General features: G+C 44.5%; 26 protein-coding genes and 1 riboswitch. Of the genes, 24 read left to right on the top strand and 2 right to left on the bottom strand.

All coding sequences use genetic code 11. The annotated features are described in order from the left end of the window. Nucleotides 1-16 precede the first annotated feature (16 nt). A complete protein-coding gene (locus UQ64_RS19895; protein ID WP_042125581.1) occupies nt 17-436 on the top strand; it encodes a DUF350 domain-containing protein in 420 nt (139 codons plus the stop codon). Nucleotides 437-649: 213 nt separating this feature from the next. Then, nucleotides 650-1,192 carry a hypothetical protein gene (locus UQ64_RS19890; RefSeq protein ID WP_060625230.1) on the top strand — a complete coding sequence of 181 codons (543 nt, stop codon included), beginning with the start codon at nt 650-652 and terminating at the stop codon, nt 1,190-1,192. A gap of 92 nt (nt 1,193-1,284) precedes the next feature. Here the strand turns inward: UQ64_RS19890 and UQ64_RS19885 are convergent, their stop codons facing one another. Beyond that, the gene (locus UQ64_RS19885) at nt 1,285-2,508 is read right to left on the bottom strand and encodes an NAD(P)/FAD-dependent oxidoreductase (protein ID WP_060625229.1); all 1,224 of its coding nucleotides are present in this window, start codon (nt 2,506-2,508) and stop codon (nt 1,285-1,287) included. Between the two features lie 176 nt (nt 2,509-2,684). Here UQ64_RS19885 and UQ64_RS19880 point away from each other — a divergent pair, with 176 nt between their 5' ends. From UQ64_RS19880 to UQ64_RS19830, 11 genes are all read left to right on the top strand, one after another. Further along, nucleotides 2,685-2,918, top strand: coding sequence for a hypothetical protein (locus UQ64_RS19880; protein WP_060625228.1), 234 nt, complete (start codon nt 2,685-2,687; stop codon nt 2,916-2,918). A gap of 31 nt (nt 2,919-2,949) precedes the next feature. Continuing rightward, nucleotides 2,950-3,339 (top strand): spore coat protein, encoded by a 390-nt coding sequence (locus tag UQ64_RS19875; RefSeq protein WP_060625227.1) that lies wholly within the window; start codon nt 2,950-2,952, stop codon nt 3,337-3,339. Between the two features lie 258 nt (nt 3,340-3,597). Beyond that, nucleotides 3,598-4,098, top strand: a complete 501-nt coding sequence (locus UQ64_RS19870; RefSeq protein ID WP_060625226.1) for an Lrp/AsnC family transcriptional regulator — start codon at nt 3,598-3,600, stop codon at nt 4,096-4,098. A gap of 13 nt (nt 4,099-4,111) precedes the next feature. Then, complete coding sequence (locus UQ64_RS19865) at nt 4,112-5,332, top strand: aminotransferase class I/II-fold pyridoxal phosphate-dependent enzyme (protein WP_060625225.1); 1,221 nt, start codon at nt 4,112-4,114, stop codon at nt 5,330-5,332. 248 nt (nt 5,333-5,580) lie between these two features. Further along, a complete protein-coding gene (locus UQ64_RS19860; RefSeq protein WP_060625660.1) occupies nt 5,581-5,769 on the top strand; it encodes an aspartyl-phosphate phosphatase Spo0E family protein in 189 nt (62 codons plus the stop codon). A 277-nt stretch (nt 5,770-6,046) separates the two neighbouring features. Further along, nucleotides 6,047-6,613, top strand: coding sequence for a cob(I)yrinic acid a,c-diamide adenosyltransferase (locus UQ64_RS19855; protein WP_060625224.1), 567 nt, complete (start codon nt 6,047-6,049; stop codon nt 6,611-6,613). A 1-nt stretch (nt 6,614) separates the two neighbouring features. After that, complete coding sequence (locus tag UQ64_RS19850; RefSeq protein ID WP_060625223.1) at nt 6,615-7,604, top strand: RluA family pseudouridine synthase; 990 nt, start codon at nt 6,615-6,617, stop codon at nt 7,602-7,604. Nucleotides 7,605-7,784: 180 nt separating this feature from the next. Then, on the top strand, nt 7,785-8,162 hold the full coding sequence (locus UQ64_RS19845) for an arsenate reductase family protein (protein WP_060625222.1): 378 nt from the start codon (nt 7,785-7,787) through the stop codon (nt 8,160-8,162). Nucleotides 8,163-8,469: 307 nt separating this feature from the next. Further along, on the top strand, nt 8,470-9,396 hold the full coding sequence (locus tag UQ64_RS19840; RefSeq protein WP_060625221.1) for a 5'-3' exonuclease: 927 nt from the start codon (nt 8,470-8,472) through the stop codon (nt 9,394-9,396). Nucleotides 9,397-9,626: 230 nt separating this feature from the next. Beyond that, nucleotides 9,627-10,508 (top strand): ROK family protein, encoded by an 882-nt coding sequence (locus UQ64_RS19835; RefSeq protein ID WP_256989830.1) that lies wholly within the window; start codon nt 9,627-9,629, stop codon nt 10,506-10,508. Between the two features lie 211 nt (nt 10,509-10,719). Further along, complete coding sequence (locus tag UQ64_RS19830) at nt 10,720-11,736, top strand: HRDC domain-containing protein (RefSeq protein ID WP_060625659.1); 1,017 nt, start codon at nt 10,720-10,722, stop codon at nt 11,734-11,736. An 83-nt stretch (nt 11,737-11,819) separates the two neighbouring features. Here UQ64_RS19830 and corA read toward each other — a convergent pair whose 3' ends face one another. After that, the gene (gene corA / locus UQ64_RS19825) at nt 11,820-12,755 is read right to left on the bottom strand and encodes a magnesium/cobalt transporter CorA (RefSeq protein ID WP_042125638.1); all 936 of its coding nucleotides are present in this window, start codon (nt 12,753-12,755) and stop codon (nt 11,820-11,822) included. A gap of 398 nt (nt 12,756-13,153) precedes the next feature. Next, a riboswitch (SAM riboswitch) is annotated at nt 13,154-13,285 on the top strand. A 114-nt stretch (nt 13,286-13,399) separates the two neighbouring features. Between corA and metA the strand changes: the two genes are divergently transcribed. From metA to UQ64_RS19780, 11 genes are all read left to right on the top strand, one after another. Then, nucleotides 13,400-14,320, top strand: coding sequence for a homoserine O-acetyltransferase MetA (metA, locus tag UQ64_RS19820; RefSeq protein WP_042125640.1), 921 nt, complete (start codon nt 13,400-13,402; stop codon nt 14,318-14,320). Nucleotides 14,321-14,356: 36 nt separating this feature from the next. Next, the gene (locus UQ64_RS19815; protein WP_060625219.1) at nt 14,357-15,529 is read left to right on the top strand and encodes an aminotransferase class I/II-fold pyridoxal phosphate-dependent enzyme; all 1,173 of its coding nucleotides are present in this window, start codon (nt 14,357-14,359) and stop codon (nt 15,527-15,529) included. 267 nt (nt 15,530-15,796) lie between these two features. Continuing rightward, a complete protein-coding gene (gene mqnC, locus UQ64_RS19810) occupies nt 15,797-16,933 on the top strand; it encodes a cyclic dehypoxanthinyl futalosine synthase (RefSeq protein WP_060625218.1) in 1,137 nt (378 codons plus the stop codon). Nucleotides 16,934-17,145: 212 nt separating this feature from the next. Further along, a complete protein-coding gene (locus UQ64_RS19805) occupies nt 17,146-17,988 on the top strand; it encodes an SPFH domain-containing protein (protein ID WP_060625217.1) in 843 nt (280 codons plus the stop codon). Nucleotides 17,989-17,999: 11 nt separating this feature from the next. Further along, a complete protein-coding gene (locus UQ64_RS30225) occupies nt 18,000-18,170 on the top strand; it encodes a type II toxin-antitoxin system antitoxin (RefSeq protein WP_042125648.1) in 171 nt (56 codons plus the stop codon). Between the two features lie 494 nt (nt 18,171-18,664). Continuing rightward, on the top strand, nt 18,665-20,602 hold the full coding sequence (gene thrS / locus UQ64_RS19800; RefSeq protein WP_060625216.1) for a threonine--tRNA ligase: 1,938 nt from the start codon (nt 18,665-18,667) through the stop codon (nt 20,600-20,602). Nucleotides 20,603-20,738: 136 nt separating this feature from the next. Beyond that, nucleotides 20,739-21,572 carry a 3D domain-containing protein gene (locus tag UQ64_RS19795; protein WP_245238108.1) on the top strand — a complete coding sequence of 278 codons (834 nt, stop codon included), beginning with the start codon at nt 20,739-20,741 and terminating at the stop codon, nt 21,570-21,572. Between the two features lie 175 nt (nt 21,573-21,747). Beyond that, on the top strand, nt 21,748-21,891 hold the full coding sequence (locus UQ64_RS30985; protein WP_156113077.1) for a hypothetical protein: 144 nt from the start codon (nt 21,748-21,750) through the stop codon (nt 21,889-21,891). Between the two features lie 239 nt (nt 21,892-22,130). Continuing rightward, entirely contained in the window at nt 22,131-23,207 is a 1,077-nt protein-coding gene (gene liaF, locus UQ64_RS19790) for a cell wall-active antibiotics response protein LiaF (protein WP_060625215.1), read from the top strand. Continuing rightward, nucleotides 23,208-24,284 carry a HAMP domain-containing sensor histidine kinase gene (locus tag UQ64_RS19785; RefSeq protein WP_060625214.1) on the top strand — a complete coding sequence of 359 codons (1,077 nt, stop codon included), beginning with the start codon at nt 23,208-23,210 and terminating at the stop codon, nt 24,282-24,284. It begins immediately after the preceding gene. 3 nt (nt 24,285-24,287) lie between these two features. Then, nucleotides 24,288-24,941, top strand: coding sequence for a response regulator (locus UQ64_RS19780; protein ID WP_042186223.1), 654 nt, complete (start codon nt 24,288-24,290; stop codon nt 24,939-24,941). Nucleotides 24,942-25,144: the final 203 nt, after the last annotated feature.

Raw genomic sequence — 25,144 nt, 5'->3', positions numbered from 1 at the left:
GAAAGAAGGGGAAAGTGTGCAGGGAGATATTGATCTTTTGCTGGGTCATCCGCTAGGTGCCTTACTTGGCTACTTTGCAGTAGCAATTCTCGGGCTTGTTGTATTTCTGTCTATTTTTGAAATGGTAACGAAATATAATTGCTGGGAAGAAATCCGCAAGGGGAACTTGGCCGTAGCCATGGCTACTGGTGGCAAAATCTTCGGAATTTGCAACGTGCTGCGTTTCAGTATTGAATCAGGTGTCTCGATTTATGAGACGATGAAGTGGTCGGTCGTCGGTTTTTTGCTGCTGCTGCTTGCCTATTTTTTATTTGAATTCCTAACCCCTGTGTTCTCTATTGATGAGGAGATCGCTGCGGATAACCGCGCTGTTGGGCTAATAGCGATGCTGATCTCGGTTTCGTTGTCTTATGTGATCGGTGCAGCTATATTCTGAAAAAAAGAAAGCTTTGCACCTCCCTACAAAGGATTCCAGATGAAGCTGGACAAGCTTTGAAATGAGCAGCTCCACTTTGTGGGGTATAGGAGGATATCATGAAGATTCTTACCCGAGTTCTGTTTGTGTCAGCTATTGCTTTTATAGCAGCCGGTATTATTTATTTAATGATGAACTAAATTTAACCGTGAAGTATGAAGGAGATTATAAAAGATGGAAACAACTGTTTGCCCTTGGTGTCATACTGAAATCGTATGGGACGAGGAATTCGGACCCGAGGAAAATTGTCCTCATTGCAACAATGAACTTAACGGATATCGTACAGTTACTGTTGGAATAGACGGCATCGAAGAAGAGGAAGAAAAAGTTGTAGAAGAGCCTAAACAAGAGGTTATTAATGATGATGATCTTTGGGGAGATGTCGACAAAGACAGTGTGGTTCCTATCTACAACACGCTCAACCAATTCGGTGATGATTATGACTTGAATAAGTATGAAGAGCGTGTATCGGGCATCTTAGCGATTCAGGAAGAAGCTCCGGAATGTACACAATGCCATGAGTTAACTATCCTTGCTGGTAAGCAGCTTGTTAGCAACTTCGAGCCGTCTGCACCGGCTACACTGGGTGGACCTGTATTAACATCTCCATTTTCCCTTAATGTGTATGTGTGCCCTTCGTGTTTCCATGTACAGCACAGTCTAGCGCAGGAAGACCGTATTCAGCTCGTACGTAATCTGAGTACCGATAAAGCATAAGTATTCTCATAAAAAAGCTTAGTTCTCTTATTAACCATAAGAGGACTAAGCTTTTTTTAAAACAACAATACTGCTTATCCACGTCCGTATTTTTAAGAAGGAGAGGGCTTAGCTGATCGTGTCAGCGAAAATAGATCAAGCTCCGGCCGATGTTTACCCGCAATCGTATCTGCTAATAACTCCGCAGCAATCATGCTGTACACCGTCCCATTGCCTCCATAACCCTCGATGAAGTAGCAATGGGGGAACCTTGGATGAGGGCCGATATAGGGAAGCCCATCATACGTAGAGCCGAATACAGCTCCCCAGGAGTATTCTATCTCGATGCCTTTGATTTCAGGAAATAAAGCTTCCAGCTCTTCCAATAACCTTTGACTCCGTGAAATCACTCGGACATCACGGCGCTCGGAGTCCGTCAACGGTTCATCTTTACCTCCTGCAATAATGTGTCCCTCTGGTGTGGTCCGAAAATACAAATATGGTCGGGCGGTTTCCCAGAGGAAGCTGCGCTCATGCCACTTCGGAAATTCCTTTACAGGTTTGGTCATCATAGCATACGTATTGATCAGCTTAGCGCCTCGGTCTTTTTTAAACTCCTGTGTTTCGTAGCCCATTGCAAAAATAACCTTCTTCGCAACAATCCGTCCATACTCTGTGTGGCAAATCACTCCATCTTCAGTAAACTCATAGTGTTTAGCTTCAGTTTGCTCATAAACGCGTACACCGTTCATCGCTGCCTTGGCGATCAGACTGTGTACCAACCGATAAGGGTTCGTCTCTGCATCACTACGTGAATAAAGCGCAGCTGGTTTAGAAAAAGAATAGACCGAAGCGATTCTTTCTTCGTCCCAGAATTCAGAATCGAATCCGTGCGCAACGAGATTCTCATATTCTTCCCTTAGAGTCGACACGTCTGCTGGTGTGCTGGCATATAAAAGGCTGCTGCGTGGAATGATCTGGGCATCGATATCCAGCTTGTCCCGGAAATCCAGAATGTTTCTAACGGCTGTTTGGCACAGCTTATAAAAGAGCAAGCCATTCTTTTGTCCAAAGGAGTTCATGCATGAGGTTAGCGATTTATCGTTAGATATCTGCAGTAGACCGGTATTGGCATGAGAGCTTCCACTTCCGACACGTCTTTTTTCGATCAGAACAGTCTCAGCACCGCTTAAAGACAAATGATAGGATGCCATTGCCCCACCTATTCCGGCGCCTACAACCAGACAGTCACAGTGAACGGTATCCTCTAGAGCAGAATAAGTTGGTGGATGTTGTAAAGTGCTTCTCCAAGGTGTATTGCCACTATTTAAAATCATGAAATGATCGCTCCTTCATTCATACCGTAATTTAGTATTGGCGGCACTTTAACGTCTCATTCGCAGCATGTTCTTATTTCTGTCATAACTATCTAGTGCTGTTGGGCAAATAAATGATGTGCATTGGCGGTATACTAATGCCTGTTTGAATCAACTATAAGGAGGGACTACAACACATGCAATCAAATCAAATGCAGGCCTTAAGCGGAAAAGAATTGGAATATATTGCTGACACCATCTCCAACGAGGATTTGCTCCTCAAGCAATGTGTGGCTACAGCTGCGACAACACAGAATGAGAAGGTTCGTCAAATTTGTATGCAGCATATGCAAGATCATACACAGAACATGACTACACTCACTCAGTTAATCCAGCAACATCAGCAATATGCGCCTACAAGCCCACAATAACTGCATTATTAAATCTTAAGGAGGTTATTTTATGAACGCACAAAATTCAGCAGCATTTATGCCAGATGAGGATTTGATGAACACCATTTTGTGTGACTTGAAGCGGACGGTCCGTGAATACGCGACTGCTGCTACAGAATCCGCATGTCCAGCGGTTCGTCGGGTCTTTAACGACATGACCATGAACACGCTTCGACTTCAGGGCGATCTTTATACGCATATGTCCGAACTGAATATGTATCCTGCACCTGGCAAAGCATTGCGTCAGGATGTGGACAAGCAGCTTCAGACCGCACAGCAAATGCAGCAAAAAACCGGACAGTTTGTTCAACAAAAAACCGGACAAGCTGGATCTTTTGCTCACAATGCGAACGCTCACCTTCAATCGAATGGGCAACATCAATCGTCTCATTTAATGTAACCAAGATGGTTATCGGATGAAGCACCTTACGGCATAACCTTAAGACTCTGCCCGTTTATTCCGGAGAACTCCGGTATAAACGGGCTTTTTTGTATTTAAATCCATTTAGCTGAGTAAACATAGTCTACTCTACGGACTTCATATGGGGTTATTTTGTTTGCAGAGATGCTCAATTCATGTCATATTAGTATTAAACTCTTTTCGCGGGACGAAGCATGAATAACGCAACGTCATTTGCGAACTATCCGGAGGGAAGGCATGAAGGAAATGAACGAACTAAAGAGGAAAGTGCTGGAACTGCTTAAAGAGGATGCGAGAAGATCTACTGCACTCTTAGCTACGCTACTTGGTGCTGAAGAAGAAGACGTAAAGACGGCAATTGGACAGTTAGAGAAAGACCATGTAATTGTTAAGTATGCAGCCGTTGTGAACTGGGATAAAGTGGATGATGAGAAGGTAACCGCGCTGATTGAAGTGCAAATTACACCCGAACGGGGCCGCGGCTTTGAAGGTATTGCGGAAAGAATTTACTTGTATCCACAAGTGAAATCCGTATACCTGATGTCAGGTGCTTACGATCTCCTGGTAGAAGTAGAAGGCCGAAACCTACGTGAAGTGGCCAATTTTGTTTCTGAGAAGCTGTCTCCAATTGATTCAGTACTCTCAACTAAAACGAACTTTACCCTCAAAAAATACAAACAGGATGGGATCATCTTCGAGGAGCATGAGGAAGACAACCGTCTGATGATCTCTCCATAAAGGAAGTAATCATATGATCACGAATAAATCGCAGCTAACTGGAGAAGACAGCAAATCAATGAATTCTTATTTGGCCCCGCTAGTACAGCAAATTCAGCCTTCGGGTATTCGTAAGTTTTTTGATCTGGCTGCAGGCAGCAAGGATATCATATCACTTGGAGTCGGGGAGCCTGATTTCAAGACCCCGTGGCATGTCAGAGAAGCTTGTGTCTATTCGCTCGAAAGAGGGTTTACAGGCTATACATCCAATGCAGGTATGCCTGAGCTACGGGAAGGAATTGCGAACTATTTGCACAACCGTTTTGCAGTGGATTATGATCCTGCCAATCAAATTATAGCAACGGTCGGCGGAAGCGAAGCCATTGATCTGGCTCTGCGTGCTTTGATCACGCCGGGCGATGAGATTCTCATACCAGAACCTTGCTATATTTCCTATTCGCCAATAACAGCTATTGGCGGAGGAATTCCTGTAGGTATTGAAACGGTTGGAGAGAATGACTTTAAACTTACTGCAGAGAGTTTGGAAGCGAAGATTACGCCACGCTCCAAAGTTCTAATTCTGTGCTACCCGAGTAACCCAACGGGAAGTGTTATGACCCGAGAGGATTGGGAGCCGATCGCCAAGGTTGTAGAGAAGCATGATCTTATTGTAATTTCTGATGAGATCTATGCGGAATTGACGTATGGAATTAATCATGTCAGCTTTGCTTCATTACCAGGTATGATAGATCGTACGATTCTGGTCAGCGGTTTCTCCAAAGCTTTTGCTATGACGGGATGGAGAATGGGTTATGCTTGTGGTCACCCTGATTTAATCTCCGCTATGCTTAAGATTCACCAGTACACTGTGATGTGTGCTCCTTCTATGGGCCAGGTGGCTGCACTTGAGGCACTGACCAATGGGATGGAAGAGAAGGATCGAATGGTCGATTCTTATAACCAACGGCGGAGGCTGATTGTTAAAGGTTTGCGTGATGCCGGACTGGAATGCCATGAACCACAAGGTGCATTTTATGCTTTTCCTAGCGTGCGTAAAACAGGACTGACTTCTGATCAGTTTGCACAACGATTATTGCTTGAATATAAGGTGGCAGCTGTACCTGGAAGTGTCTTTGGTTTAGGTGGTGAAGGATACCTACGCTGCTCATATGCTACGTCAGTATCTCAACTAAATGAAGCTATAGAACGCATTGGTGCTTTTGTCACACAATTGGATCGAGAGAGAATGGAATAGAGAAAATTGGACTATAGCCTATCCCATAATCCTATGGTATTATTTTACTTTGAGAGTAATTACCCCCTATATTAGAACTAACAAGGATGCATTTTACTCTGGAATTAAGCGTTGCTTTGAAGTTGCTTTTATTACTTTGATGATATTTTGTAGCGCGCTCAATAATACTTTTAGGAGGGATGATTGTGCTTAGTGCCGATTATTACTTACCTTCCTATGGAGGGCAATGTTATTCTGGAAGTGGGAAACTGTCCCCCAAGGGTGATGCTTCTGCTCGCATACTCTCTCTGGAAGATGAAATTAGAATACTCCGTACCAAGATGGAGCAACTTTTTTTGCAGGAAAAATCATTCACTTCAGAAAATGTGATTGAAATTAGCAGTTTACTGGATCTCAAGATAAATGAATACATGAAGGGGCGTCCAGTTGGAAAATAACGCCGCTACATGCTGATGAAGAGGACCCCAGGGTCCTCTTTTTGTTGTTAGATTTCTCTGGCGCCTGATTTGGGTAATTCCCACTATTCAACCTTAAAGATATTTCTATTGTGGGTATGTTGATTGACGGGCAGATTGTTTATGATAATGGTCTTATCCTCATAAGGCATCATGCGGTAAGTGTCGTTTACTAACTATACTCTTCATTTGCCATTTTTATATAAGAAAGCTTAAACTAGCATTATGTGATTTGAAGAATGGATAGGAGGAATAAGCCATGGTGATCTATACACGTACGGGTGATGCAGGCCAGACTTCAGTGATTGGCGGACGAGTTGGCAAGGACGATGTCCGAGTTGAAGCCTACGGAACCATCGATGAACTGAATTGCTTTGTAGGGCAGGCACGGAGCCTGATGGAGGACGATCAGTTTGATGATGTACGCGAGCAGCTGCTGGAAATCCAGCATGAACTATTCGATTGCGGAACCGATCTGGCATTTATTAAGCTAGGTGATGGTGGTCAATATATGGTAACCAGCGAGATGGCTAAACGGCTGGAGGGCTGGATTGATGATCTTCAAGCAGAGAATCCGCCACTGGAAAAATTCATCCTCCCTGGGGGAAGTCCGCTAGCTTCGGTTCTACATGTGTGCCGTACGGTTTGCCGCCGGGCGGAACGTCGGGCAGTTACACTTGGACGAAATGCGGACATTAACCCGGAAGCCGTTATTTATTTGAACCGGTTATCGGATTATTTCTTTGCACTGGCTAGGACGGCTAATACACGGGCAGGGATTACTGATGTAGAATACATTCGCAGTAAAAAGGTGTTCCGGGACTAATATGACAAGCTATTATTCACCTATTACTTACATCATACCTCCTGAAGAGGATGACTGGCTCTTGAAGACGATTCTGCATAAACGGATGGATGTCTCACGCAAATTACTATCACGCCTTAAGCAAACAGAACAAGGCATCACATTAAATGGAGAGCGTGTTTATATCAGCGTACATGTTAAGGCGGGAGATATTGTTCAGATTCGCATGGAGACGGAGACTTCGGATGATATTTTACCGCAGCCGATTCCCTTTGAAATTCTATTTGAGGATGAGCATCTACTCGTTGTAAACAAGGCTGCAGGGATCATCGTACATCCTACACATGGACATTACACCGATACACTGGCTAACGGAGTAGTTCATTATTGGGCGCAAAAAAATGAACGTTTCCGCTTCCGACCCGTCCATCGTTTGGACCAGGAAACCTCCGGTGTGTTAGTTATCGCTAAGAATCCATATAGCCATCAGCATATATCCGAGCAGATGATTGCTGGCACGGTGGACAAACGTTATACTGCATTTGTTCATGGGGCTCCTGCAGAGTCTTTCGGAGATATCGACGGACCTATCGACCGTGATCCTGAGGAGCCACATCGGCGTATCGTGACACCGGATGGTTATCCTTCTCTGACTCGGTATGAGGTTAAAATCGTATACGCACAAGGTTCAAAAGTTGAACTGAAGCTGGAGAGCGGTCGTACCCATCAAATTCGGGTCCATATGACCTCAATTGGCTGTCCCCTGATTGGCGACAGCATGTATCGTCATGAGCTGTATAATCTACCGGAATTGACTTCAACACAAAGTGAACAGTTGGAGTCCGTTGCAGTACTAGATGCTTCCATCCCACGTCAAGCGCTGCATGCGGTGCGTCTAACGTTCAAGCACCCGGTACTGCTGCAAGAAATGATCTTTGAAGCCCCTTTGCCGCCTGATATGGCGGTCATGGAGAATATATTGGAGCAAGGCCCGATAGCGAATTTGAGGTAAAATTATTTTAGTGATGTTAGCGGAGAGGGCGAATTGGTTCTGGAGAAACGGAGTGTTCGCCTTTATCCTCAGATTTCATCCGCAACAAGCGCACTAAATCAAGAAATCTGAGGATAACAGCGATCGGAAGAATAATTTGCCAGCGTAGCGCACTCATCACTACCATTAAAGGAGCACAACATGAGCAAACTAAAAGTATATCAATATCCAAAATGCAGCACCTGCCGCAGCGCAGTGAAGTGGCTGCAAGCTCAAGGTCATGAGCTTGAGCTTCAGCACATCGCAGAACAGCCACCTACCGTTGAGGAACTGCGTGAATTGCTGGCCAATAGCGGTCTTGAACTGAAAAAGTTTTTTAATACAAGCGGTGAAGTCTATAAAGCGCTGGGTCTTAAGGACAAAATGGCACAGCTTAGTGAGCAGGAGAAACTTGAGCTGCTCGCGAACCATGGCATGCTAAATAAACGTCCGATTGTCACTGATGGCAATAAGGTTACCGTAGGCTTTAAGGAAGAGCAGTATGCTGAAGCTTGGACTAATACTTCTTCCAAGGCATAATTTCGTAAAGGGATGTCCCAGCAGTCATTTCATGGCTGTTGTGACATCCTTTTTTGGATATCTAGCAAAATTACAAAAGACCATGATTCTATAATATACTTATATTTCTCGCTTAAGCTTACCGTCCTTACAAGGGGACCGATGGTGTTTTTACTCGTTAAATTGAATGGATAAGAATAAGCTCCCATATGTGTAACTTTATGATCCCTTATCAGATCAAGTATTTTCTGATAGAATACTCTTTGTGCAATAGCACGTACAAGTGCTAAATATAAATACAACGAACGTTTAAGGGAGAGGTTTATACATGAGAGCAGAAACAACGGGCCGTGTAATGCTTGTAGATGGAATGGCTCTGCTGTTCCGGGCCTTTTATGCGACCTCTTATGGAGGATATATTCGCAAGACAAAAGCTGGATTGCCGACGAATGCGGTTTATGGTTTTTTACAGTATTTTTTCGATGCAGTAAGTACATTCGAGCCTTCTCACGTCGTATGCTGCTGGGATATGGGCAAAGGAACGTTCCGCACCGAGAAATACGATGGGTACAAATCGAATCGGATTGAAGCGCCGTTAGAGCTGATTCCACAGTTCGATCTAGTAAAAGATGTAGTAGCTGAGCTTGGAGTGCCGAATATCGGACTTGCTGGCTACGAAGCGGATGATTGCATTGGTACGCTGGCTTCTTGTTACAGTGAAAATTCTGAGGTATATATTTTGACGGGTGACCATGATATGCTTCAGCTCATTGATGAGAATGTTAAAGTCGTCATTATGAAAAAGGGACGCTCTAACTATAAAGTGTATGACCTTGCAGAATTGCTGGAGGAAAAGGGTCTAACCCCTAGACAGGTGATTGACCTGAAAGGCTTTATGGGCGATACCAGTGATAATTATCCCGGCGTAAAAGGGATTGGTGAGAAGACTGCGCTGAAGCTGCTGACTGAATACAGTACAGTTGAAGGTGTAATTGAGAATCTGCATCTGCTCCCTAAAGGTGTGCGTACCAAAATCGAAGCAGATCTGGATATGCTGCATTTATCGCGAGAGTTAGCTGAAATCCGTTGCGATGTACCAGTGGTCTGCGAGCTGACAGAAGCCTTGTGGCAACTACAGCGGGAAACAGCTGCACGCAAATTTCAAGAGCTGGAGTTCGGCAGCTTGATGCATTTGATCGCTGAGGTGCAAGACGAACGTGGAATCGTACAGATTGAGTTAGGTGATTTGGGTTAAGATCAGACACCCTTCATGCAAAGATGCATGGAGGGTGTTTTGTTAAAATATAAGAACGTATAAGTTTCACGCTATACCTTATATTTCTCGCTTAAACGCTTACCGTCCTTATAAGGACACCGAAGGCGTTTATACTTGTTGTGATAGCGCTTCATTCAACGTATAATTAGGGCTGATGATTGCTTTTTTTAATGTATCAACTTCTAACTAGAGAAAGGGAGATAATTGCTGTGAAGCTATTGGGAGCGATTGAAGCAGGCGGAACAAAGTTTGTATGTGGGATTGGTTATGAGGACGGTACCATTGTTGACCGAGTTAGCTTTCCGACGACAACACCGGAAGAAACGATGGGACTAGTAATAGACTATTTTAAAGAGAAAAATGTAGAAGCATTCGGAATCGGATCTTTTGGACCGATTGATCCCGTGCTGGACAGCCCTACTTATGGTTACATAACAACGACACCAAAACCTCACTGGGGACAATATAATCTGGTAGGCACAATGGCTGAGCAATTTAACGTTCCGATCGGCTTTGACACCGATGTGAATGGTGCAGCGCTTGCGGAGAGTAAATGGGGAGCGGCTAAAGGTCTGGACAGCTGTCTTTATATTACGGTTGGGACAGGCATTGGGGCAGGAGCAGTTGTTGGCGGCCAGATGGTTCATGGATTGTCACATCCTGAGATGGGACATATTCTAGTTCGTAGACATCCAGAGGATACGTTTGAGGGTTACTGTCCATATCATGGTGATTGTCTTGAAGGATTAGCCGCAGGGCCGGGTATCGGCAAACGCTGGGGACAACCGGCAGGAGAGCTACCAGTGGACCATCCGGCATGGGAGATGGAAGCTCACTATCTCGCGCATGCACTCATGAATTATGTACTGATTCTGTCTCCTCAAAAAATCGTAATGGGCGGTGGTGTTATGAAGCAAAGCCACCTGTTCCCGTTAATTCGTACTAAGCTGCAAGAGCTATTGAGCGGATATGTTCAGCATCCATCGCTTAATGTCGACATCGATAATTATGTGGTGTCACCAGGTCTTGGAGACAATGCAGGGCTTGCTGGAGCGATTGGATTGGCTACATTAGCTCTAGCTAGAAGCTAGTATAAAAAGACATTGACTGTTCGGTAATATATGGTATTCTAGGATCTAACAGTATAGCATTTAATGAGGGAGCACCTCTTTCACGTTTATCGTGAGAGAGGTGCTTTTTTGCGTTTCGGGGTCTGATTGAGAAAGGATTTGTTCGCTCCGAAGGAGGCTCTTCCCGGGAGGTTATTGTGCTTGCTGTAAGCTGAGAAAGGTAGGGATGAATATGCAAATTGTATTTATGAACCGTTTATCCAGAATATCTGGAGTGGATCAAGAGGTGTACGCCCAGCTGTGGATTGGAGAGGAAGAGGGGATCTGGAGTTTGGGCTGGCGTGATTTCTCAGGAGGGGAGAATTACATCGAGAATTTATGGTATGAAGGTGGATCTTGGAATGAAATGCTCTGTGTATACAGGCATGAGCTAGCGGTGAAGATGGGAGATGGCTATCGACCCTTAATAGATGGGATATTCCACGAGGAGGATAGTCTTACTGGACGTAATCAGGAACAGCTGAAGCTTCAATATTACAGCGAACATCATGGGAATGAAATTGTTTATGAGGAGTTATGTGCTTGGCGCCGTGGTAAGGCTTCGAGTGAACGGAAGGCGCCTTATATTCTCGCCAGCAATCGTCTATTGCGCTTGTTAAGCACATTTCTGCCGCATACGCCAGAGGAGCTGCTGCAAATTCCAGGTGTAGGAGAAGGTAAGATAGCACAGTTTGGAGCCGATTGGCTGGCTATAACTACTGCAGCGGCAAGGGAACATTCCTTTCCTCTAAATTGGGTTCATGAAGTAATCGAAGAGGAGTCTTTTATATCTTGGCTTTATAAACAGAAAGAGGTCAAATATAAGAAACAGCTAGAACGACTGCGCTTACGGCGGATTCTGCTACAGGGTATCGAGAATGGGCTAGGGTTGGAACAGCTTAAAGTGAATAGTGGAGTAAACCGGCGTGAATTGATTGAAGCGGTAGAGGAACTAGAAAGAGAAGGTTATTCCGTGGAGAAGCTGATCCATGTAGAGCTTGGCAATATGCCGCAGAATGAGCAGGAAGCGGTATGGAATGCCTACGTGGAGCTCGGGGATCTTTTCCTAAAACCGGTGCTCCATAAGGTGTATGGTGAAGATTTATCCGCTGCTGAAGGATTGGATGTTTATTATGAGCGTCTGCGGTTGATCCGCATTCGTTTCCGTCGAGAGCAAACGCATAAAGTGGGCATGGCGACCAGTTTTTAAAATTTTCGCATACCAAAAAGACGAAGGCTTCCTTATACCTTACGGTTACAGGGCCTTCGTCTTGCTTATTCGTCCGATTCGTTTCATAGCCATTCCTTCTTGCGGAAAACATACAGCATCCCACAGCCTAAGGTCAGCATGACGCCTATAACGCCATAATAGCCGTATTTCGTATGAAGCTCGGGCATATGATCAAAGTTCATACCGTAGATTCCGGTAATTACGGTCAGGGGCATGAATATTGTTGTGATCGCAGTAAACACTCTCATAATTTCATTCGCTCGGTTGGCGATACTGGATTGGTATGCCTCTCGTAAGTTGCCCATGAGATCGCGATACGTCTCAAAGGTTTCAGATATTTTAACCGCATTTTCATAAATGTCGCTAAAATATTTCTGCAGCTGATCATCAATCAGACGGAGGTCTTTTTTGTTTAGGGTATTGATCACTTCTTTTTGTGGTCCCAGCATTTTCTTCAACCATAAAATTTCACTTCGCAGACCGATAATTTCACTGAGATGTGACTTCTTGGTATGCATGAGGATATCTTCTTCCAGCTTCTCAATCCGAGCTTCAATCCGGTCGCCGACGGAGAAATAGTTATCCACGACAAGGTCAATTAGTAAGTAAAGGAACATATCCGGTTCACTTACTTCTTGCTCCCAGAGCATAGGCTTCAGGATTCGTAGTTCATTGATCTTTTGTTTCGTGACAGTGATGATGTAATGTCTTCCAAGGAATACATTGAGCGCCCGCAGGAAAATTTCTTCATCATCAAAGCGGATGCTATTTACAACTATAAAGTAGTGACTTTCGTATATTTCGATCTTCGGACGCTGATCCTCTTCGCTAAGGCAATCCTCAACAGCAAGATCATGCAGGTTGAACAAAGGCTGAAGCAGCTCTAAATCCTCTACATCGGCGTCAATCCAATAGAACCCTTCCGTTGGGGGTGTTAGTGTTTCATCAATTTCATCAATAGGTGTAAAAACCCCTGCATTTACCAGTCGGATTTTCATCTGATTTCACTCCTCCTATCCCCAGGTCTTCACTAGGGACTGCTAAATTAAGCACAGGGGAAAAAATCAGCTTGGCCGGCGTTACAATCAATACATAGGGCCAAATGACGTTTCGAGGGCATGAAGAAGAACTGCTCCCGCCGCCGGCAAGCTGATGATTATCCTGTGTGGTTGCTCATTCTGTACACTTATTTGCGAGCTCGGGTCGCCTTCCATTCTTCTTCTCACCTCTTCTTTTCGTTCAGGTATGAAATACTTGTCTAGTATAACAACGGAGTATGCCTCTTTCAAGCAAATTTATTGTGATTTTGAGGCTTCTTCAGCATTGTATGGACTTGACGAAAAGGAGGTTCATGATTTAAAGTGAATTTTAAAGTAATTTAATTGAATACAGCTAAATCTTATCAAGAGCAGGTGGAGGGACTAGCCCTATGAAACCCGGCAACCGGCGTGTAAACGCACGGTGCTAATTCTTGCGGAATTTCTGTTGACGCCTAAATCGTCTTCAGAAACATTCTGGCAGATGAGAGAGGCGCATATGACTGTAGATATGACCTTTCTTGATTTCCGAGGAAGGTCTTTTTATTGTTCAGCAAGCCGCAATGCGGCAAAACAACTAAATTCAGCTAAGGAGTGGAAAGACAATGCCAATTAAAATTCCCGACAGTTTACCGGCGAAAGAAGTACTATCAGGAGAAAATATTTTTGTGATGGACGAAAGTCAGGCTTTCCATCAGGATATCCGTCCACTACGGATTGCTATTCTGAACCTCATGCCGACTAAAGAGACGACAGAGACTCAATTGCTGCGTTTAATTGGAAATTCGCCACTACAAGTTGATGTTACTTTACTGCATCCACGTTCCCATATTTCCAAGAATACTTCTGCTGAACATTTGAAGAGCTTTTACAAAACCTTTGATGAGATCAGCCACCGTCGTTTGGACGGCTTAATCGTTACAGGTGCTCCTGTAGAACAAATGGAGTTCGAGGAAGTATCCTATTGGGAAGAACTAAAAGAGATTTTTGAATGGAGCAAGGACAATGTGACTTCAACCATGCATATTTGTTGGGCGGCACAGGCAGGCTTATATCATCATTTTGGTGTTCGTAAAGTGGCATTGCCTGAGAAATGCTTTGGCGTCTTCGCTCATACGATTAATCAAAATAACATTAAATTGTTGCGCGGCTTTGACGAGGTATTCCATGTACCACACTCCCGTCATACCGATGTCTCGCGTGAAGATATTGAGAATAATCCAGATCTGCAGATTCTGGCGGAATCCGAAGAAGCTGGTATGTATCTAGTGGCTACAAACGACGGTAAACAAATATTTGTGACCGGACATTCCGAATATGATCCTCTATCCTTGAAATGGGAATATGACCGTGATGTGACAAGAGGGATGGAGATGGCTTTGCCGAAACATTACTTCCCTAAAGATGATCCGGAACGTACACCTCCAGCAGTGTGGCGCGCGCATGCCAATTTATTATTCTCTAACTGGCTCAATTACTATGTATATCAAGAAACGCCTTATGATATCGACCCCATTGTTTATTAATAAAAGCGCTACAATATAAATTAGGAGGCATTAATCATGGATGACAAACTTAGGATTGAAAGCAGACTTGCTCAAATAGGTTCTCAAGAAGATCCAGCCACAGGAGCAATTAATTTTCCGATTTATAATGCAACGGCATTTCGTCATCCAAAACTCGGTCAGAGCACAGGGTTTGATTATAGCCGCACCAAGAGTCCGACCCGTTCAGTGCTTGAGAATGCTGCTGCTGAACTAGAATCTGGAGATGCAGGATTTGCTTGTAGCTCAGGGATGGCGGCTATACAAACGGTTCTTACCTTGTTCGCTCAAGGCGATCATCTGATCGTTTCGCTGGATCTTTACGGCGGTACCTATCGTTTGTTGGAACGGATTATGTCCAAGTTTGGAATCACTGCTTCTTATGTAGACACGAATGATTTGGATGCACTGGAAGCTACGCGTCGTCCCAATACGAAAGCTGTATTTATTGAAACGCCAACGAATCCACTGATGATGATCACGGATATTGAAGCTGTGTGCACCTGGGCACGTCACCATGGGTTACTTAGTATTGTAGATAATACGCTGCTGACACCATTCTTCCAACGGCCAATAGAATTAGGTGCGGATATTGTAGTTCATAGTGCTACTAAGTATTTGGGTGGTCATAATGATGTGCTGGCAGGTCTAATTGTATCCAAGGGTGTAGAATTATCAGCTGAAATAGCTATTCTGCATAACTCTATTGGCGCCGTGCTCGGACCAACAGATAGTTATCAGTTGATGAGAGGCTTGAAGACATTAGCACTGCGTATGGAGCGTCACGAGAGCAATGCACTAGCGATTGCCCACTACTTGCTAGAGCATCCAGCGATTGCGGAAGTGTTCCATCCAGGATTGCCGGATCATCCAGGACATGAAATCCAGAATCGCCAATCTTCAGGCAATACCGGTATTTTTTCTTTCAAATTAAAAGATGCCAGATACGTAGAGCCGCTTCTTCGCCATATTCGTCTTATTGCATTCGCAGAGAGCCTGGGCGGCGTAGAGTCACTTATGACGTATCCGGCTGTACAAACACATGCTGATATTCCTTTGGAGATTCGAAATGCGGTGGGTGTAGATGATCGTTTGCTTCGCTTCTCCGTCGGTATTGAACATGCTGAGGATTTGATTGCCGATCTTGGTCACGCACTAGAGGCCGCTAGGGCAGAAATTGAGTCCGAGTAACAGGAAGATATGTTCCATCGAGCGTTGGTGGAGAAATAGAGTATAACTAGCAGTATCGCTTAGTGCGATGCTGCTTTTCTTCTGGATGGGATTTTGCGAAGAATGTAAAAGCATTTTTCAAGCTGTTCAGATTGTGATACGATGAGGAAATGAACTGTTCATTTGTATGAGAAAGGGTTGTCGTCTTGAAAGGAGACAACGTTTTTTCTTCCTGTTATTTTGTGATTCTACCAATACCCCTAAGGGTTTAAAAGGAGGATGCGAACGATGAGTGCGATAGATCTTATTTTGGACAAAGCCCTACGGGGTGAACGTCTCCAATTGGAAGATACCATCCGACTGTTCGAGAGCAACGAAATTGAGAAAATGGGTGCTGCTGCAAACACCATAATGGAACGCTGGCATCCGGACCCGATGGCCACATTTGTAATTGGTCGTAATATTAACTATACGAATGTATGTGATGTCTACTGTCGTTTCTGCGCATTTTATCGCAGACCCGGCTCTGATGAGGGTTATGTACTGCCGGATGAGACGATTTACCAAAAAATCGCTGAGACTATCGCTGTAAATGGTACAGAAATACTGATGCAAGGCGGTACGAACCCAAATCTTCCTTTCAGCTATTATACCGATATACTTCGTGGAATTAAGCAACGTTTTCCTGAGATTACAATGCATTCCTTCTCTCCTGCAGAGATTATGAAGATGAAAGAAGTATCTGGATTATCGCTCGAGGAAGTGGTACGTGAAATCCATGCTGCTGGTCTGGATTCATTACCAGGTGGGGGAGCGGAAATTCTCGATGATCGCACACGCCGCAAGATCAGCCGACTTAAAGGCTCATGGCGCGAGTGGATGGACGTCATGCAGACAGCGCATAAGATCGGTATGAATACGACAGCTACGATGGTCATTGGACTTGGTGAGAGTATGGAAGAACGGGCATTGCACTTACTTCGTGTACGTGAGGCTCAGGACGAGTGTATTGCCAACAAATATGATTCAGAGGGTTTCTTGGCCTTTATCTCTTGGACATTCCAACCGGACAATACTAACCTGAAGCTGGATAGACAAACGCCTGAGGAATATCTGAAGACGGTAGCCATTAGTCGTCTTGTTCTAGACAACATTAAGAACTTCCAGTCCTCTTGGGTAACCATGGGACCAGAGGTCGGCAAGCTTTCCCTTCAATATGGCTGCAACGATTTTGGCAGTACAATGATTGAAGAAAACGTAGTATCTTCTGCGGGCGCGACCTACAAGGTTAATATCGAATCTATTACTGGGCTGATCCGCGAAGCAGGCAAAATCCCGGCACAGCGGAATACACGCTACGATATTCTGCGCGTGTTCGATGATGCTAATGCGAAAATTGATAATGATTTCATCATGCAGAACTAATATTAAATATCATACGGGTATATTTAACGCTTGTTTATCGTTCATCTTCAAAGGGATGAATGATAAATAAGCGTTTTTTGTGCGGGACGGATTATACCGGTATTTACCTGTGAACATAAATTCATTATTTTATTACATTTCTGTATACACATTATTATCCAAAAGTGATATCATAAACATATCAAAAGAATATCTTATGGAGGTGCTTTTTTATGAAGGAGAAAACGCTTCGTCCTGTCAGCGGTTTTTGGGTTATCGCATTGATTGCAGTTTGTTTGGGTGGTGGAATCTATGGTGCTCTTCAAGAGTATGTAGCAGTATCAGTCATTCTGTTCGTTGTAGCGGGAATACTATGTACAAGTATTACGGTTGTACAACCCAATAAATCGGTTGTAGTCACCTTTTTCGGCCAATATGTAGGGACTATTGCAACGAGTGGATTGTTTGCAGTCATTCCGTTCAGCGTTCGTAAGACGGTTTCCCTGCGCGTTCGTAACTTTAACAGTGTGAAGCTCAAGGTCAATGATGTGGAAGGTAATCCGATTGAAATTGCTGCAGTTATCGTCTTTAAGGTGATTAACTCCGCTAAAGCCCTCTTTGATGTAGATAAATACATGGCTTTCGTAGAGATTCAGAGTGAAACGGCGCTGCGTCATGTAGCCAGTAAATACCCTTATGATAACTTCAATGAATCCGGCATGTCCTTGCGTGCCAATGCAGATGAAATTGCTAAGGAATTAGCGACTGAGCTTCAAGAGCGCTTGTCCTTATCTGGTGTAGAAGTCATTGAAGCCCGGCTTACACATTTGGCTTATTCAACAGAAATCGCCAGCACCATGTTGCAGCGGCAGCAAGCATCTGCCATTCTATCTGCTCGTCAAATCATTGTTGAAGGTGCAGTTGGTATGGTCGATATGGCGATTAAACAGCTTAAAGAGAGCGGTGTAGTGGAGCTTGACGAAGAACGTAAAGCGGCCATGATCAATAATCTGATGGTGGCGATCGTGTCGGAGCGAGGAGCGAGTCCGGTCATTAACGCCGGCTCGTTGTATTAAGGCGGTGCATCATGGCGGCCAAGAAAAGCTTTCCATTGCGGATCGATCCGGATCTGCATGAGGCGTTGGAACGTTGGGCGGGAGAGGAATTTCGCAGTGTAAACGGACATATCGAATACTTGCTGCGTGAGTCTTTGAAACGTGCAGGCCGCTTACCTGAAAGGAAACGACGAGAAGAGTAACCTGTTAAGGACAGTTCTAGTGCTATTTCCAGATGCAGAATTGTTCGTGCAGGTAACTGCTACCCGGGGTTTACAAAATTTTGCCCCCTCTACAGACTTGACTGTCAGAGAGGACAGATTTATAATTACTCCATAATTCACGTTAACAGCATTGACAAAGATATGAATTGATTGTTCTGGACCGTATCAGAGAGAGGGAACATAGGCTGTAATTTCCTCCGGTACCTACTATCGATTTACCCCTTTGTAGCTGCGGTTATGAATTCCCAGAAATGGGATAGTAAGAACCGCCGGTTCATGGTCGTTATTCCATGCTTACGAAGGATTCTGTCTCAACTCTGCTTTAAGTGAGGATTGGGAGAATCGAATTTGGGTGGAACCACGGGTGCAATCGCTCGTCCCTTTGCGGGACGGGCGTTTTTTGTATGCGTGGATATTTCCGCTTCGTAATTTAAAATTGTTGTTTGGCTTAAGGAAATGAAGGGGGAATTTAAATGGTAAGTATTAAACTTCCGGACGGCTCCGTTCGGGAATACGCAGAAGGTAGTAATATTGACGATGTAGCAGCTTCTATTAGTAGTGGACTTCGCAAAAATGCGGTGGCAGGGAAATTGAATGGTATTGTCGTGGATCTGTCCACTCCGCTTGAGGAAGGCGCATTGATAGAAATCGTAACTTTGGATTCGCCTGAAGGTTTGGAAGTTATGCGTCACAGTACTGCCCACTTGATGGCGCAAGCTGTAAGACGTTTGTACGGATCAAAAGAAGTTAAGCTAGGTGTAGGTCCGGTTATCGAAGATGGCTTCTACTACGATATGGATTTGGAACATCCGCTTAATCCTGAGGATCTACTAAAGATTGAAAAGGAAATGGATCGTATTATCTCTGAGAACCTTCCAATCGTACGTAAGGAAGTTAGTCGCAAGGAAGCGTTAGAAATATTCGGTGAACTAGGCGATCCTTACAAGCTTGAACTGATCGAAGCATTGCCTGAAGATAGTGTGATTTCGATCTATGAACAAGGTGAATTCTTCGACTTGTGCCGTGGACCACATGTTCCGTCGACTTCCAAGATCAAAGTCTTTAAATTGATGAATGTAGCCGGTGCTTACTGGCGCGGCGATAGCAAGAATAAAATGCTTCAACGCGTATACGGTACAGCTTGGATCAAAAAAGCGCAGCTTGATGAGCATCTTCGTCTGCTTGAAGAAGCGAAGAAACGCGACCACCGTAAGCTGGGTAAAGAGCTCGAAATCTTCACATTTAATCAATTGGTAGGCCAAGGCTTGCCTATCTGGCTGCCTAAAGGTGCCAAACTGCGCAGTATTCTGGAACGTTACATTGTGGATCTGGAAGCAAGTCTAGGATACCAGCATGTATATACTCCGGTTCTAGGTAATGTTGAACTTTATAAAACTTCTGGACACTGGGAGCACTATCAAGAGGATATGTTCCCTAAAATGACTATTGATAATGAAGAGTTTGTTCTTCGTCCAATGAACTGTCCGCATCACATGATGATTTATAAGAGCTCCATGCACAGCTACCGTGATCTGCCGATCCGTATTGCTGAACTGGGTATCCAGCATCGTTATGAAATGTCAGGAGCATTGACTGGTTTGCACCGTGTGCGTTCGATGACTCTTAATGACTCCCATATTTTCTGTCGTCAGGATCAAATTAAAGGCGAGTTCATTCGTGTAATCGAGTTGATTAAACAGGTATACAGTGACTTTGGTATTAATGACTACCGTTTCCGGTTGTCTTATCGTGATCCTAAGGATACTGAGAAATATTACGCGAATGACGAAATGTGGGAAACTGCACAGCGCATGCTGCGTGAGGTTGTAGAGGAAGCTGGTCTGCCATTCTACGAAGCGGAAGGCGAAGCTGCCTTCTACGGTCCGAAGCTGGATGTACAGATCAAGACTGTACTAGGCAAAGAAGAAACTCTCTCCACTGTACAGATCGACTTCTTGCTGCCTGAACGCTTTGAATTGGAATATATCGGTGACGATGGTCAGAAACACCGTCCAGTCGTTCTGCACCGTGGTATTTTAGGTACTATGGAGCGCTTTGTTGCTTTCTTGTTAGAGAACTTTGCAGGATCACTTCCGCTTTGGCTGTCTCCACAGCAAGTTAAAGTTATTCCTGTATCTACTGCTTTCGACGATTATGCTAAGGAAGTTACGGACAAGCTGCGTCGCCGTGGTATCTCTGCTGAGGCAGATTTGCGTAATGAGAAGCTTGGTTATAAGATCCGTGAAGCTCAGCTGGAGAAGCTGCCATACATGTTCGTAGTCGGCGAGAATGAAATGAATGCTGAGACAGTTTCCATCCGTAAGCGTGGGGAAGGCGATATCGGAGCTAAGCCACTTCAAGAAGTTATTGAGCTACTGGCTCAGGAAATTGCAGACCGTGTAATCTCCTAATTACATGAAATAATCTACACCAAAAGTACGTCGAATAACGACCTCTGTCCTATGCCCATGAGGATCTAAAATGGATCTTCATGTATAAAATTTTGTGAATCGGGAAACCTTCGCTAATAAGGGGGAGGTTTATCACATGAACAAAATGGGCATATTTCAGAGGTTTTGGTGTCTTTTTGTCACAATAGTCCTACTGTTGACTGCTGCAGGTATCATTCCTGAATCCAAGCATCAAGCAGTTGTGGCCAATGGGACAGGAGACACATTACAGCACACAGATTTTAGCAAAACGCTTTCGAACGAATTGCAACATACTCAGGCTAACTCTGGTTCAATGAGAACCAAAGATCAACAAGCTATTCTCACCACGGACCGTGCTACCTTGTTGTCAAATGAGCCACATTCCAGCATACCGATCGTTCCTGCGACAACAAAAAATAAACCAGTAGCTACAAAGTCACCACAGAGCACTAAAGCTCAGAGTGGGGGCAAAGGCTCTTCAAAATCACCGAATTCTGTTCCTGTAGCTGCACCAGCTCCTGATCAGATTATTACTTCAATGAAAGTGATGGCGACGGGTTATACTGCGGGTTATGAATCTACGGGTAAAACATCTAAACATCCCGAATACGGAATCACCTATTCAGGTGTGAAAGTACGTAGAGATAAGAATACAGTCTCGACCATTGCTGCTGACCCTAAGATAATCCCGTTAGGGAGTATACTTTATATACCAGGTTATGGATACGGCATCGTTGCTGATACAGGATCTGCCATTAAAGGGCGGAAGATTGATTTGTATTTTGCTACTACGAAGCAGGTATATAAGGAATGGGGTAAAAAATCAGTTGTAGTTCAGCTCATTAAGCGAGGAAACGGTACATGTACGGAAGTCATGCTGAAGAAGCTAACCCAAGCGATTGAGACTTATAATGCTGTACCGCAATCCCTGCTGGAAGAATCCATTTAAGATATAGATGTTTATTTCAATGAATTTGGTGGATTGAACTTAATTTCACTTGGTCATGCATAATAGTGACATCACCTTGCCATAATACGGACTGGGGCAGAGCATTAGCCTCATCCGAGATGTTCTCTTAGTAAGCATTATCTATGCTGCATAAGGGATAAGGGAGGTGAATTCCGTGGCTAATAATAAAAAATCTAAAGTTCAAGAAAATTACAAAACACCGAATGAAAAATACAATGCTGAGTTTGCTGTTGAGAATGACGGCGCTACTAAGCAAAGTGGAAATACTTCTAAACCAGCTCAGAAACCGCAACAATAATGCACTACTGAAGCAAAAGACTGTTGAATAAAGAGACTGTCCCAGATCAGTTTATAACTGAGGGACGGTCTTTTTTTCATATATATAGGACTATATAGAATAATATCCCATACGTCTCCGTCTAGAGACTGAGTGGAAGTTCCTTCTCTCGCCGCTGTTTATGAGCGCTTTCTTCCTGTAGACTAAGGCTATAAGATTGAAGAAGAGAGCGTTCCACTAATTTAAAGGGGAAATGGTATATGAAAAGAAGGTTCACAAGTCAGATTTTTGGCGGCTTGATCCTGATAGGGATTGGAGCCATGTTTCTACTCAGACAATTGGGTTACACCGATTTCAGCTTAGGTTATTTGATCTCAAATTATTGGCCTGTTATCCTGATCCTCATGGGGATGAAGCGACTTCTGGGTACGGGAGACGAACAACAAAAAGGTGGATCTTCACCAATCGGCGGTTTTTTCTTTCTGGCAATCGGAGTGTTCTTCCTTGGGCGGAATTTGGACTGGTTCGATATTTCAGCAGGGGATTTTTTCAAAATGTTCATTCCAATCATGCTTATTGGCGGCGGTCTTTATGTGATTTTTAAACCACGAGGTTCAGTACCACCAGTGCCACCTGCTCCAACTTCACCACCTGATAACTTCCCTTCAGGAAAAAGCTCACTGGACGTGGAGCCGCCAAAACCGCTGGATTCCACGCTAGATGAACAATTCGAACAGAAATTCGGCAAACCTTCTGGTGGGCGAGACTGGAATATTAATCTTCAAAAAGATGAAGAAGAGGATGAAGACGGAACTGGAGCTTTTAAATCCACCGCTGAATCACGTTGGCAGGAGAAACAGGAACGCCATGAGCGCAGACGTCAGGAACGTCATGAGCGTAACGCTAGAAGACATGGGGAATGGCATGAGGAGTTCCATGAGGCAGAGAGTAACAAGGAGTCGACCAATCGCTCTGCTTTTATCGGGGATGTTCACATGGGTCGCGAGCATTTCCAACTGAAGAATACGAATGTCTCACAGTTTATTGGCGATACTGTACTGGATCTGACGAACGCACAAATTGCTTATGGAGAGACGAAAATTAATATTTCCGCTTTTATAGGCGACATTAAAGTGTACATTCCGAATGATATGGATCTTGGCATCTCAGTGAACAGCAGTTCTTTTATCGGCGATATGGAAGTTCTGGATCAGTCTCGCAGTGGATTTATGAGCAGTGTTCAATGCAAGACGCCTTATTATAAAGAAGCGGGTAAAAAAGTCCGCATTAACGTAAGTGCTTTTATAGGTGACATTAAAGTTAAAACGGTGGGTTAGATGGGAACAATCTTCAGTAATACCAAATGGTTGTTGTTGTTTTACTTTTTGCTCACTGGAGCCGTAAGCGCCGGGTTGATGTATGCAGGCACTTGCCTTGGGTATATCGAAGTAATGGATTATCGCATGTGGCTGTACTTATGTCTTGGGATCGTGTTGTTCACTGTTGTGATCGGCTATATGGCAGGTCAGCGGATTCAGCGGCGGATTGATCATCTGGATCTAAATATGCTGCAGGTGGCAAAAGGGAATCTGTCCGTACGTATGCCAGAGAGTGATGATCAGTCTTTTGCGAGAGTGTACCACGAATTTAATGTCATGATGGATACGGTTGAGAACAAGATGCAGCTTTTGCAGCGATTAGGTGAACAAGAGGTTATTGAGAAGGAACAGGCAGCGGAGAGTGCGGTGTTGGAGGAAAGAAGGCGTATGGCCCGGGATTTGCATGATACGGTGAGCCAACAGCTTTTTGCCATCCATATGTCGGCTTCTTCGCTGCCTAAAGTGCTGAAGGTTAATGAAGCTCAAGGCCAATTGGTAATGGATCAGTTAATTGCAATGTCCCAGATGGCACAAAAGCAGATGAGAGCGCTCATTGCACAGTTGCGACCGGTGGAGCTGGAAGGCAGGAATCTTTTCGAAGCACTGGAAAAATGGTTCCCTGATTATTGTCGCCAGAACGGTCTAAAAGGAATGAAGGAGCTTGAACTGCAAGGAGAATTGTCTGAGGCTATTGAACATCAGTTATTCTTGATTATCCAGGAGGCTATGGCGAATATTGTGAAGCATGCTGAAGCTAGACTGGTCAGCCTATCGCTGCGTGAAGGGTCAAGACAGGTTGTGCTGAGTATTAGTGACGACGGTCAAGGCTTTGAGCATATACAGCAAAAACAGGGTTCGTACGGTCTTACCACCATGCGTGAACGTGCGGAGAAACTGGGTGGGCAAGTAGAGATTATTAGCCGTAAGGGTGCAGGAACGACCATACGTGTACATATCCCTAAATTTGTGCAAGGGAATTCTGAGTCAGAGGAAAAAAGAGCATTAGGAACAGATACAGAGGACGAGGAGGAATAGAGCATGAGTGTCATAAGAGTGTTGCTCGTGGATGATCATGATATGGTGCGGATGGGTCTCAAAACATATCTGATGCTGGAGCCGACGTTTGAGGTTATAGGAGAAGCAGCAAATGGACAGGAAGCACTGGAGATGCTGCGTGCTGGCGGACATGAAGGCTTACCCGATCTCGTGCTAATGGATCTGATGATGCCTGTGATGAATGGTGTGGAGACTACTCGTGCAGTGCTGTCAGAATTTCCTGGCCTCAAAATCGTTATCTTGACCAGCTTCCTTGAGGATGACCTCGTCGTGGACGCTATAGAAGCTGGAGCAGTCAGCTATGTGCTCAAAACCGTGTCAGCAGAGGAGCTGATCTACGCACTGCAAGGCGCATTTCGCGGCATGCCAGTTATGACTGGTGATGTATCGCAAGCGTTGACACGTGGCATTCGCCAGCGTACCGTGCAAGGTGATTCCTCCGGCTTGACGGAGCGTGAGAAAGAGGTTCTGCTGCTCATTGCTGAGGGCAAAACCAATAAGGATATCGGTGAGGAGCTACATATCAGCATTAAGACAGTGAAGACGCATGTCAGCAACTTGCTGATGAAATGCGAGCTGGATGACCGTACCCAGTTGGCTATATATGCTCATCGGAAGGGTTGGGCCCAGGGGTAGAGGTTTGTTGTTTGTGAAGATTTGCGGTAGGTTATTAGTGTCATGCGGTTCTGTATGATGCAATACGCTAGGTGATCGGTGTTTAAAGGGATGTTATAGGGAAAACTGGACCTCTGTCAAGAAAGTAGACACCATTAAACTGCCTTTCTCTTATTAAATTGCGCAGCAAACCGTACCGGCGAAAGATAGCCTAGCGCGCTGTG

This window comes from Paenibacillus etheri (assembly GCF_001012825.1).
Lineage (GTDB): Bacteria > Bacillota > Bacilli > Paenibacillales > Paenibacillaceae > Paenibacillus_AQ > Paenibacillus_AQ etheri.
The sequence above is the reverse complement of the archived record's forward strand: the minus strand, read 5'-3'. Positions and strand labels throughout refer to the sequence as shown.

Coding starts and splice junctions, on each gene's coding strand:
- UQ64_RS19890 (WP_060625230.1), top strand. CDS start 650: ATGGAAACAACTGTTTGCCCTTGGTGTCATACTGAAATCGTATGGGAC.
- UQ64_RS19885 (WP_060625229.1), bottom strand. CDS start 2,508: ATGATTTTAAATAGTGGCAATACACCTTGGAGAAGCACTTTACAACAT.
- UQ64_RS19880 (WP_060625228.1), top strand. CDS start 2,685: ATGCAATCAAATCAAATGCAGGCCTTAAGCGGAAAAGAATTGGAATAT.
- UQ64_RS19875 (WP_060625227.1), top strand. CDS start 2,950: ATGAACGCACAAAATTCAGCAGCATTTATGCCAGATGAGGATTTGATG.
- UQ64_RS19870 (WP_060625226.1), top strand. CDS start 3,598: ATGAAGGAAATGAACGAACTAAAGAGGAAAGTGCTGGAACTGCTTAAA.
- UQ64_RS19865 (WP_060625225.1), top strand. CDS start 4,112: ATGATCACGAATAAATCGCAGCTAACTGGAGAAGACAGCAAATCAATG.
- UQ64_RS19855 (WP_060625224.1), top strand. CDS start 6,047: ATGGTGATCTATACACGTACGGGTGATGCAGGCCAGACTTCAGTGATT.
- UQ64_RS19850 (WP_060625223.1), top strand. CDS start 6,615: ATGACAAGCTATTATTCACCTATTACTTACATCATACCTCCTGAAGAG.
- UQ64_RS19845 (WP_060625222.1), top strand. CDS start 7,785: ATGAGCAAACTAAAAGTATATCAATATCCAAAATGCAGCACCTGCCGC.
- UQ64_RS19840 (WP_060625221.1), top strand. CDS start 8,470: ATGAGAGCAGAAACAACGGGCCGTGTAATGCTTGTAGATGGAATGGCT.
- UQ64_RS19830 (WP_060625659.1), top strand. CDS start 10,720: ATGCAAATTGTATTTATGAACCGTTTATCCAGAATATCTGGAGTGGAT.
- corA (WP_042125638.1), bottom strand. CDS start 12,755: ATGAAAATCCGACTGGTAAATGCAGGGGTTTTTACACCTATTGATGAA.
- metA (WP_042125640.1), top strand. CDS start 13,400: ATGCCAATTAAAATTCCCGACAGTTTACCGGCGAAAGAAGTACTATCA.
- UQ64_RS19815 (WP_060625219.1), top strand. CDS start 14,357: ATGGATGACAAACTTAGGATTGAAAGCAGACTTGCTCAAATAGGTTCT.
- mqnC (WP_060625218.1), top strand. CDS start 15,797: ATGAGTGCGATAGATCTTATTTTGGACAAAGCCCTACGGGGTGAACGT.
- UQ64_RS19805 (WP_060625217.1), top strand. CDS start 17,146: ATGAAGGAGAAAACGCTTCGTCCTGTCAGCGGTTTTTGGGTTATCGCA.
- UQ64_RS30225 (WP_042125648.1), top strand. CDS start 18,000: ATGGCGGCCAAGAAAAGCTTTCCATTGCGGATCGATCCGGATCTGCAT.
- thrS (WP_060625216.1), top strand. CDS start 18,665: ATGGTAAGTATTAAACTTCCGGACGGCTCCGTTCGGGAATACGCAGAA.
- UQ64_RS19795 (WP_245238108.1), top strand. CDS start 20,739: ATGAACAAAATGGGCATATTTCAGAGGTTTTGGTGTCTTTTTGTCACA.
- liaF (WP_060625215.1), top strand. CDS start 22,131: ATGAAAAGAAGGTTCACAAGTCAGATTTTTGGCGGCTTGATCCTGATA.
- UQ64_RS19785 (WP_060625214.1), top strand. CDS start 23,208: ATGGGAACAATCTTCAGTAATACCAAATGGTTGTTGTTGTTTTACTTT.
- UQ64_RS19780 (WP_042186223.1), top strand. CDS start 24,288: ATGAGTGTCATAAGAGTGTTGCTCGTGGATGATCATGATATGGTGCGG.